This window comes from Nocardioides sp. (genome assembly GCF_016462705.1).
Classification (GTDB): Bacteria; Actinomycetota; Actinomycetes; order Propionibacteriales; family Nocardioidaceae; genus Nocardioides.
The window spans coordinates 15,279-24,582 of the sequence record NZ_JAEMSS010000051.1; the positions used below are offsets into that span (position 1 = coordinate 15,279).

General features: G+C 72.1%; 9 protein-coding genes. 5 read left to right on the forward strand and 4 right to left on the reverse strand.

The window, feature by feature from the left end; genetic code table 11:
• A partial coding sequence (locus JHD21_RS08700; protein WP_292673568.1) for a hypothetical protein occupies positions 1-535 on the forward strand: 535 nt, incomplete at its 5' end.
• A gap of 12 nt (positions 536-547) precedes the next feature.
• On the opposite strand, the gene JHD21_RS08705 is transcribed toward JHD21_RS08700, so the two are convergent.
• A complete protein-coding gene (locus tag JHD21_RS08705) occupies positions 548-1,726 on the reverse strand; it encodes a pyridoxal phosphate-dependent aminotransferase (RefSeq protein ID WP_292673570.1) in 1,179 nt (392 codons plus the stop codon).
• Positions 1,727-1,749: 23 nt separating this feature from the next.
• Here JHD21_RS08705 and pyrE point away from each other — a divergent pair, with 23 nt between their 5' ends.
• The gene (gene pyrE, locus JHD21_RS08710) at positions 1,750-2,286 is read left to right on the forward strand and encodes an orotate phosphoribosyltransferase (protein ID WP_292673571.1); all 537 of its coding nucleotides are present in this window, start codon (positions 1,750-1,752) and stop codon (positions 2,284-2,286) included.
• 21 nt (positions 2,287-2,307) lie between these two features.
• Here the strand turns inward: pyrE and JHD21_RS08715 are convergent, their stop codons facing one another.
• Positions 2,308-3,051 (reverse strand): VTT domain-containing protein, encoded by a 744-nt coding sequence (locus JHD21_RS08715; RefSeq protein WP_292673572.1) that lies wholly within the window; start codon positions 3,049-3,051, stop codon positions 2,308-2,310.
• Positions 3,052-3,251: 200 nt separating this feature from the next.
• On the opposite strand from JHD21_RS08715, the gene JHD21_RS08720 reads away from it, so the two are divergent.
• Positions 3,252-3,896, forward strand: a complete 645-nt coding sequence (locus JHD21_RS08720; RefSeq protein ID WP_292673581.1) for a TrmH family RNA methyltransferase — start codon at positions 3,252-3,254, stop codon at positions 3,894-3,896.
• Between the two features lie 24 nt (positions 3,897-3,920).
• On the opposite strand, the gene JHD21_RS08725 is transcribed toward JHD21_RS08720, so the two are convergent.
• The gene (locus JHD21_RS08725) at positions 3,921-6,056 is read right to left on the reverse strand and encodes a M14 family zinc carboxypeptidase (RefSeq protein WP_292673573.1); all 2,136 of its coding nucleotides are present in this window, start codon (positions 6,054-6,056) and stop codon (positions 3,921-3,923) included.
• A gap of 91 nt (positions 6,057-6,147) precedes the next feature.
• A complete protein-coding gene (locus tag JHD21_RS08730) occupies positions 6,148-6,615 on the reverse strand; it encodes a DUF2867 domain-containing protein (protein WP_292673575.1) in 468 nt (155 codons plus the stop codon).
• Positions 6,616-6,694: 79 nt separating this feature from the next.
• Here JHD21_RS08730 and fbaA point away from each other — a divergent pair, with 79 nt between their 5' ends.
• Together fbaA and JHD21_RS08740 are read left to right on the forward strand one after the other, a co-directional pair.
• Positions 6,695-7,726, forward strand: a complete 1,032-nt coding sequence (gene fbaA, locus JHD21_RS08735) for a class II fructose-bisphosphate aldolase (protein ID WP_292673577.1) — start codon at positions 6,695-6,697, stop codon at positions 7,724-7,726.
• 170 nt (positions 7,727-7,896) lie between these two features.
• Positions 7,897-9,304 (forward strand): choice-of-anchor A family protein (locus JHD21_RS08740; RefSeq protein ID WP_292673580.1); only part of this gene is annotated, 1,408 nt, incomplete at its 3' end.

A 9,304-nucleotide genomic window follows, 5' to 3' on the forward strand; every position in this document is an offset into this window, starting at 1 on the left:
CCAGCCGCCGGCGTACGGCCAGCCGCCGGCGTACGGCCAGCCGCCGGCGTACGGCGGGGCCCCGGATGCCGACAAGCGACCGGGCACGGTGACGACCGCCGCCGTCCTGACGCTGGTGTTCTCCGTGCTCGCGGCCGGGTTGTTCGCGATCGCCTTGGTAGCGCTCTCGGTGGAGCGGGACAGCTTCCTGGAGGAGATCGAGAACGAGCCGGGGCTCGAGGACATCAGCCCCGACGACCTCTTCGCGGTGATGATGGTCGTGCTGGGGGTGTTCCTGGTGTGGTCGCTGGTCGCGATCGTGCTGGCCGTCCTGGTGATGCGCCGGTCCAACGTCGCGCGCATCCTGCTGGTGATCTCGTCGGCCGTGACGGCGCTGGTCAGCCTGCTGGCCATCCTGTCCGTCATCACCGTCGTGCCCCTGGTCGCTGCGGTCGCGGTCGCGGTGCTGCTGCTGACCGGCCGGGCCCGCGACTGGTTCGCCCGCACGGGCTCAGCGCCGCCGATGCCGATGGGCACGACCCAGCCCTGGGGCTGACCCCGACGACGCTCAGGCGCGGAGGTCGGCTGCGGCCAGCCGGTCGATCCCCTCGCTGATCAGCTCAGGCGTCTTGCAGAACGCCCAGCGGACCAGGTGTCTGCCCGGCCCGCGCTGGTCGTCGTGGAAGACCTGGCTCGGGATCGCCACCACCCCGGCGCGCTCCGGCAGCGCCCGGCAGAACGCCATGCCGTCGTCCCAGCCGAGGGCGGAGACGTCGGTGGTGGCGAAGTAGGTCCCCTGCGGGACGACCACCTCGATCCCCTCGATCGACGCGAGCCCGTCGCACAGCAGGTCCCGGCGGTCCCGGAGGTCGCGGGCCAGGTCGGCCGGCCAGTCCTGGAGCTCGTCGAGGGCGTGCGCGACGGCGGGCTGGAGTGGCGAGCCGGAGGTGAAGGTGAGCCACTGCTTCGCGGCCAGCACGGCGGCCACCAGCTCCGCGGGACCGGTGGCCCAGCCGACCTTCCAGCCGGTGAACGAGTAGGACTTGCCGGCGCTGGAGAGGGTCAGCGTGCGCTCCGCCATGCCGGGCAGCGTCGCGATCGGGACGTGCTCCACGTCGAAGACCAGGTGCTCGTAGACCTCGTCGGTGATCACGACGAGGTCGTGCTCGATCGCGACGTCCGCCACTCCGGCCAGCTCGTCGCTCGTCAGGACGGTGCCGGTCGGGTTGTGCGGCGAGTTGAGCAGGACGAACCGGGTCGCGGGGGTGACCGCGGCCCGCAGCTCGTCGAGGTCGAGCCGGAAGTCGGGTGCGCGGAGCGTGACGGGCCGGCGTACGCCGCCGGCCATCTGGATCATCGCGACGTAGCTGTCGTAGTAGGGCTCGAGCACCACGACCTCGTCACCGGGGTCGACGAGCCCGAGCAGCGCCGCGGCGATCGCCTCGGTGCAGCCGGTGGTGACCACCACCTGGTCGTCCGGGTCGAGCTCGATCTCGTAGTGGCGCTGCTGGTGCCGGGCGACGGCCTGCCGCAGCTCCGGGACGCCCGGCCCGGGGGCGTACTGGTTGCGGCCGGTCTCCAGTGCCTGGACGGCCCGGGCGATCACCGCGGGCGGCCCGTCGACGTCGGGGAAGCCCTGCCCCAGGTTGACCGACTGCGTGCGGACCGCCAGCGCCGACATCTGGGTGAAGATCGTCGGCGGGATGCCCTGCAGCCGTGCTGACAACGGGGCCGAGAGTCGCGACATGCCTTCACCGTAGGGTCTGCTCCGTGACCGCGGATCCCACGCTCGCTGCCGACGTCGACGCCTGCTGCCGGCTCTCCGGCACCTTCACGCTCCGCTCGGGGCAGGTGAGCTCGGAGTACTTCGACAAGTACCTATTCGAGTCCGACCCCGCGCTGCTCGCGCGGGTGGCCGCGCAGATGCTGCCGCTGCTGCCCGAGGACACCGAGCTGCTCGGGGGCCTCGAGCTGGGCGGGGTGCCGATCGCCACGATGGTCTCGTCGCTCTCGGGGCACCCCACCTTGTTCGTCCGCAAGCAGGCCAAGACCTACGGCACCTGCAAGCTCGCCGAGGGCCCGGACGTCGCCGGCCGCCGGGTCACGCTGGTGGAGGACGTCATCACGACCGGGGGAGCGGTGCGGGACGCCACCCGCGCCCTGCGCGAGGCCGGCGCGGTCGTCGAGGTGGTCGTCTGCGCCATCGACCGCAGCCCCGAGGGTGAGAACCCGTTGGCCGACGTGGGCCTCGAGGTCCGGCCGGTGCTGACCAAGGCCGACCTCGACCGGGCCCGCGGCGAGCGGTAGCTCCCGCGTCCTCCCGCGTCCTTACGACGCGGTCGTGTCCATGCCGGTGATGTCGCGGTCGGGGACCCCGTCGGCGTCCAGGTCGGCGGCCTCGGGGGCGTGGGTCCGGCGGTGGCGCCACCACTCGATGGCGACCGGGATGACCGAGAACAGCAGGATCGCGAGGATCGCGTAGTCGATGTTCTCCTTCAGTCCCGGGATGGCCTGGCCGAGGAAGAACCCGAGCAGGGTGATCGAGGTGATCCAGAGGACGGCGCCGATGGCGCTCCAGGTGAAGAACCGGCGGCGCTCCATCATCGTGACACCGGCGATGACCGTGATGTAGGTGCGCACGAACGGCACGAACCGGCCGATGACCAGGGCTTTGTTGCCGTGCTTGTCGAAGAACGCGCTGGTCTGGTCGAGGTACTTGCGCTTCATGATCCGGCCGTCGCGCTGGTAGAGCGGTGGCCCGATCTTGCGGCCGATCTCGTAGCCCACGACGTTGCCGAGGAACGCCGCGATCGTGAGCAGCCCGATCGAGATCACCAGCTCCGCGCCGCGGTGCTCGATCCCGAAGACGTGGTAGTCGTCGCCCGCGATGAACAGCCCCAGCGCGAACAGCAGGGTGTCACCGGGGAGGAACGGGAAGAACAGCCCGCACTCGACGAAGACGATGATCAGGCTGACCCAGATGAACGCCCCGCCGAACTCGTTCAGCAACCAGTCGGGGTCGAGGTAGTCGATTCCGAGGAGAAGGGGCTGCAGGTCCCCGGCCAGGCTCACGGGCGCCAGCGTAACCGCCGGTTCCACACGATGGTCGATAGCCTGCGGAGCGTGGGACCACCACTTGCCGACACCTTCGTGACCAGCGCGCGAACGGCCCCGGACCTGCTGACCTCCGGCCAGGTCCGGGCGCCGGGCTCGGTGTCGGCGTTCTGATGGAGGACCCTGTCGCCGAGGGCGAGCGGGCGCCGTACGACCCGATGCCCTACGGGCAGCCCGAGGTCGGCGTCGGGCCCTGGGAGGGGCCGTGGCCCGAGGGCCCGCAGTGGGACCCGCAGCTCCTCGCCGAGGGCGACCGGCGCAACGTCGTCGACCGCTACCGCTACTGGACGCTCTCGGCGATCGTCCACGACCTCGACACCCGCCGGCACGACTTCCACGTCGCCATCGAGAACTGGCAGCACGACTTCAACATCGGGACGATCGTGCGCACCGCGAACGCGTTCCTCGCCGCCGAGGTGCACATCGTCGGCAACCGCCGCTGGAACCGGCGCGGCGCGATGGTCACCGACCGCTACCAGCACGTCCGGCACCACCCGACCGTCGCCGACCTGGCGTCGTACCTCCGGTCGCTGCCGGAGCCCGCGGTCCTCTGGGGCATCGACAACCTCCCCGGGTCCGCGCACCTGGAGACCACCGAGCTGCCCCGCCGCGTGTGCCTGCTGTTCGGCCAGGAGGGCCCCGGTCTGTCGCAGCCGGCCCGGGAGGCCTGTGACGGCACCTTCTCGATCGCCCAGTTCGGCTCGACCCGCTCGATCAACGCCTCCGCGGCGGCCGCCATCGCCATGCACTCGTGGGTGCGGACCCACGCCGACCTGTCGGGCGCCGACGCCTGGCGGGGCTAGCGAGCCGGGCTCGTCCCCGGGAGGTCAGCGCGCGGCTCGGCGGATGCACTTCCTCAGGTTGAGCTTCTTGACCTGGCCGCGGTCGATGAACACCGACCGGCGCTGGAGGACCTTGCCGCCGACCTCGCAGGTCAGCGTGTAGCGCTCCCGCGTGCCGGGCGTGGTCCTGGTCTCGGCGTCGAACGAGCTCACGTCGAGGGTGTAGGTCGGGGACGCCGAGGCGTAGTTGATGACCCGCAGCACGTAGGTGCCGGGTTCGGCGTTGGCGACCTCGGCCGACTCCTTCTCGCCCGGGAGGTTGCCGGAGGAGGCCACCTCCACGAGCTCGCCGTCCACCCGCTGGTAGACCTCGAGGTCCATGTCGTCCGGCGTGGGCCAGTCGAGCTCGACGCGGAGCAGGCCGGTCTTCTCGGTGACGACGAACTCGGTGTCGGCGGACTCGCCCTGGGCGGGGGCCGGCTGCTCGAAGGTCCGCGTCGCCGAGGGGGTGCTGCTCAGCACCTGGTAGGTGCGGGACCGCACGACCGGACGGGTGGACGGGTTCACGATCCACGAGAACCGCCCGTTGCGGCCGAGCTTGACCGAGGTGGAGACGCCGTCGGCGAACGAGCCCTCCCACGTGGGCGACCGGAAGGACTTCGTCAGCCTCAGGGTGGCCCGCTTCGGTCCCTTCCCCTTCAGCACGCCCGAGTAGCGCTTGTCCGAGGCGTGGGCCAACGCGATGAGGTAGGCCTCGCGCAGACCCTTGCCCGCGTACTCACCGACGCCGAGGTACTCGTCCACGACCTGCGGGTACGGCGGGTGGAACTCGTGAGCGCCGATCTCGAAGGTGTAGCCGAAGCCGCCGGTCGCGTTGTAGGTGTAGTCCTCCGTGGTGCCGGTGGTGTCGTAGAGCTGCCAGCCGTGGATGTTGGCGTAGCCGGTCTGCGCGGCCATCGCGGCACCGAGGTTCTTCAGCGCTTCCTCGTCCGGCGCGTCACCGACCGGCAGGCCGTCGGCGCCGATGGTCTGGGGGTTGACGCCGTTGGGACGCAGGATCAGGTTCGAGAACGTGTGGTTGGAGATCAACATCGTGACCTGACGGGTGCGGACGATGTCGGCGATGTTCTGGATCTCCGGCTCGGAGAACGCCGCCGGGCCGCGGTAGGTCGGGTCGGCCGGCAGGGTCGACGCGCCGGGGCCGCCCCAGAAGCCGCCGTAGTTGCGGTTGAGGTCGACGCCGGTGCCGTAGCCGCCCGGCGAGGCGAGCACCGCGGCGCAGGTGCCGTCCGGGGTGTCCTGGCCGTCGACGACCCGGCAGTTCTTGCGCATGTAGGCGCGCCCCGGCGTGCCGAGGATGGCGGTCTGCCCGCCGAGCGGGTCGAGGTCGTTGAGGACGTTGAGGTCCACGAGGCCGCCGTCGGTGCGGGACAGGTGGAAGCCGTCCACGTTGACGACCGGCACCACCACGACTCGGGCCCGGCTCAGCAGCCGGGTGATCCGCCGGTCGGTGCCGAAGCCGCGGACCAGGTCGTGGGCGAACTCGATCGCCATCTCGCCGGACGGCCACTCGCGGGCGTGGTGCAGCCCCATGAGCAGGAACACGGGGCGGCCGCGGTCCCGCCGGTGGACGTCACGGCCGATCTCGATGCCGTAGATCGTGCGGCCGTCCAGGCTCGGTCGCGCGAGGGCGAAGCGCTTCACCAGGGTGGGGGCGGCCTTCTCGAGGGAGACCATGTCGGCGTTGTAGTCGGCCAGGGTGCGGTAGCTGTCCCGGCCCGACGGCAGGGGGGACCGCGACACGCTCGCGGCGTAGGCCGCGTTGGCGAGGTTGTTCTGCGCCTCCCGCAGCAGCAGGTCTGCGATCCGCACGTCGTAGGTCAGGCCGGTCTCCTCGATGGCGCGCAGGTCCGCGAGGCTGTGCACCACGACCTCGACGTAGTCGTGGCCGGCGTGCTCGGTGATGTCGAGGCCGAGGGCCTGGAGCCGCCGCTTGTCCGACCGGTCGTGGGTGTCGACCGTCACGAGCTGCGGGCGGAAGCCGCCGTCGGCCGCGGGGGCGCTCGCCTCTCCGGGCGAGGGCTGGCTGAGCGCGGCGGCGGCCACGGCCAGGCACGTCGTGGCGGCCGCCAGCGTGGTCCGGAGTCCGGCTGAGGTGGAGGAGAGCGAGACGCGAGGCATGACGGTCCTGTCGCGAGGTGGTCGGTTTCCGGTGCCAACGAGACCTCGGCGCGCAGGTCACGGGCGTCGGGTGTGACCTCGGCCGCCGGGTTCAGCGAAGGTCCCGGAGCAGCCGCCGGTGGGCCAGCTCGACGACGGTCTCGCGGGCCGGGAGGTCGGCGAGCAGGTAGAGCTGCCCGGCCAGCCCGTCCGGGTCCAGGCTGATGGTCTGCTCGATGCGCGTCCGGCCCTCACCTTCGGGGCGGAGCCTGGTGGACAGCTCCACGACCCCGGGGGCGCGGACCTCGGCCCGCAGCAGGAGCTCCCGCGCCGTCGAGCGGACGACCCGCCAGAGCCCGGCGACGTCCCCCTCTGCCAGCAGCGGCCGGCCCGGTGGCTCCGCGTGCCGGCCGGCTCCGCCGAGCAACCGGTCGACCCCGCCGCGGACCACGAACGGGAGCGCGTCGACGTACCACTGGGGTCCCGCCTCGCCGCTCGCGACGACGGCGTGGGCCTGCGCGAGAGGAAGCTCCACGACGCTCGATCGGGTGCTGGCGTGCAGCCGGGTCCGCCGCTCCATGCCCGACAGGTAACCATCGGGACGATCAGGGGACGAATGGCCCTGAAACCGGAGGCGCGCCAGCCATTAGGGTCGAGCCATGCCTATCGCCACCCCTGAGAAGTACGCCGAGATGCTGGACGCCGCGAAGTCGGGGTCGTTCGCCTACCCGGCGATCAACGTGTCCTCGTCCCAGACCCTGAACGCCGCGCTGCAGGGGTTCGCCGAGGCCGGATCGGACGGCATCGTGCAGGTGTCGACCGGCGGCGCGGAGTACCTCTCGGGCCCGACCGTGAAGAACATGGTCACCGGCTCGGTGGCCTTCGCGGCGTACGCCGCAGAGGTGGCGAAGAACTACCCGGTCAACATCGCGCTGCACACCGACCACTGCCCGAAGGACAAGCTGGACGGCTTCGTCCGGCCGCTGGTCGCGATCTCGCAGGAGCGCGTCGCGCGCGGCGAGGCGCCGCTGTTCCAGTCGCACATGTGGGACGGCTCGGCGGTGCCGCTCGAGGAGAACCTGCAGATCGCCGAGGAGCTCCTCGCGGCCTGCGCCCGGGCGCACATCATCCTCGAGGTCGAGATCGGCGTCGTGGGCGGCGAGGAGGACGGTGTCGCCAACGAGATCAACGAGCAGCTCTACACGACCCCCGAGGACGCGCTGGCCACCGTGGCCGCGCTCGGCACCGGCGAGAACGGCCGCTACATGGCGGCGCTGACGTTCGGCAACGTGCACGGCGTCTACAAGCCCGGCAACGTCAAGCTCCGCCCGGAGATCCTCAAGACGGCGCAGGAGGCGGTCGTCGAGAAGCTGGGCCTGGAGCCGGGGTCCAAGCCCTTCGACCTCGTCTTCCACGGCGGCTCGGGCTCGACGCCCGAGGAGATCGGCGCGGCGGTCGACTACGGGGTCGTGAAGATGAACGTCGACACGGACACCCAGTACGCCTTCACCCGGCCGATCGCGGCGCACATGTTCGGCAACTACGACGGCGTCCTCAAGGTCGACGGGGAGGTCGGCAACAAGAAGGCCTACGACCCGCGGGCGTGGGGCAAGGCGGCCGAAGCGGGCATGGCGGCGCGGGTCGTCGAGGCCTGCCAGAACCTGCGCTCGGCCGGTCACACCATCGGCTGACCGGCGGGTTCTGAGAGCTTCCTGAGAAAGTCTGGGGGAGTTCGGCGAAACGCCTGCGCGGCGGCGCGTGCCGTGCCACGATCGCGCACGTGACGACCCCTCGTCGTCGCACCTTCTCGGGGGCCCTGGTCGTCGCATGCCTCCTTGGGGTGACCACGGGGTTCGGGTGGGTGTCGGCGACCGCATCCCAGGCCGCGACGACCGACACGACGTTCGTCGCCTCCGACGCCTGCCCGGTGGCCTGGCCCGCACTGCGCTCGGGTCCGCCCGGCGACCGCTTCGACGGGCAGGTCTCGGTCCTGGTGGGCGGCAGCCTCTCGGTCACCGGCCGCGCCCTCGGTGCCGAGGGGGTCGTGGTGGCCCGCGGCGACGCGACCTTCGCCCGGTCGGAGCCCGGGCCCTACCCGGTCGGCGTCACCGGCACCGGATCGCAGGTGCCGCCCCACGCCGGCAGCGACATGCTGGTGGTCGGCGGCACCCTGGCGGCCGACCCGGGCACCCCGGTCGAGGTCGGGACCGGTCTCGACGGCGACGCGGTCGTGCGCGGGACGGTCGCCCCGGGCAGCAACGTCAGCCTCGGCGGGGGCCGGCTGGACGAGGGCGTCGTGGACGCCCTGGCGCCGTACGACGCCCTGCTCTCCGGGCTCGGCGCCAAGTCCGGCTCGTACGCCGGTCGTGCGGTGACGGGTGCTGTCGAGGTCTCCGAGACCGCGATCACGCTGGTCGGTGACGGTGCCTCCGACCCTCAGGTCTTCGCCGTCGACGGTGCGGGGCTCGGCGCGGGCCAGTCCGAGGGGGGACAGTCCGGCGCAGGCCGCACGCTCCAGGTGACCGGTGTCCCCGACGGCGCTGCGGTCGTGGTGAACCTCACCGGCCCCGCGGTCGACCTGGACGTCGACGGGCTGCTCGCCCCGGGCGGCGCGGCGGTGGACCCGCACTCGGACCCCTACTTCGCGGACCTGGCGACCCACCTGCTCTGGAACGTCCCCGACGCCGCGACGGTGGACATCGGCGGCGCGGCCCAGCTCCCGGGCAGCCTGCTCGTCGGTGCCGCTCAGAGCCGGACCACGCTGGCCGGCGCCGGCACCAACGGCCGGGTCCTGGTCTCCGGCGACCTGGTCCACGCCGGCGGCGAGCTGCACAGCTACCCGTTCCTCCGCGACGCCGACCTCTCGTGCGGTCCGGACCTCGAGCACCTGGGGAGCCTCACCCTGGACGTCGTCGTGAAGGACCCGGGCGACCTGGTCGACGACGAGCGCTTCTTCGAGGGCACCTTCGCCTGCTTCCTCGACGGCGTCGACGTCACCCCGGGTGACGGGACCTGGCAGCTGCGCGCGCAGGCGCAGGACCGGGTCGTCTCCGACCGGGTCCCTGTCGACGCCCAGTGCTTCGTCGACCAGCAGCTCAAGGTGGCGCCGGCACCTGGCTGGGACTGGGCGGAGCCGGACATCGCCCCGGCGCGGGTCAGGGTCGCCAAGCGCGACCCGCGCGGCTTCACCGTGACCAACAGCATCCAGCCGATCAAGACCCCGCCGGTGACCCAGGACCCGCCCACGACGACCGACCCCACGCCCGAGG

What these genes read in the sequence shown, in the direction of transcription:
- JHD21_RS08720 (WP_292673581.1), top strand. Translation starts at nt 3,252, where the DNA reads ATGCCCTACGGGCAGCCCGAGGTCGGCGTCGGGCCCTGGGAGGGGCCG.
- fbaA (WP_292673577.1), top strand. Translation starts at nt 6,695, where the DNA reads ATGCCTATCGCCACCCCTGAGAAGTACGCCGAGATGCTGGACGCCGCG.
- JHD21_RS08705 (WP_292673570.1), bottom strand. Translation starts at nt 1,726, where the DNA reads ATGTCGCGACTCTCGGCCCCGTTGTCAGCACGGCTGCAGGGCATCCCG.
- JHD21_RS08730 (WP_292673575.1), bottom strand. Translation starts at nt 6,615, where the DNA reads ATGGAGCGGCGGACCCGGCTGCACGCCAGCACCCGATCGAGCGTCGTG.
- JHD21_RS08725 (WP_292673573.1), bottom strand. Translation starts at nt 6,056, where the DNA reads ATGCCTCGCGTCTCGCTCTCCTCCACCTCAGCCGGACTCCGGACCACG.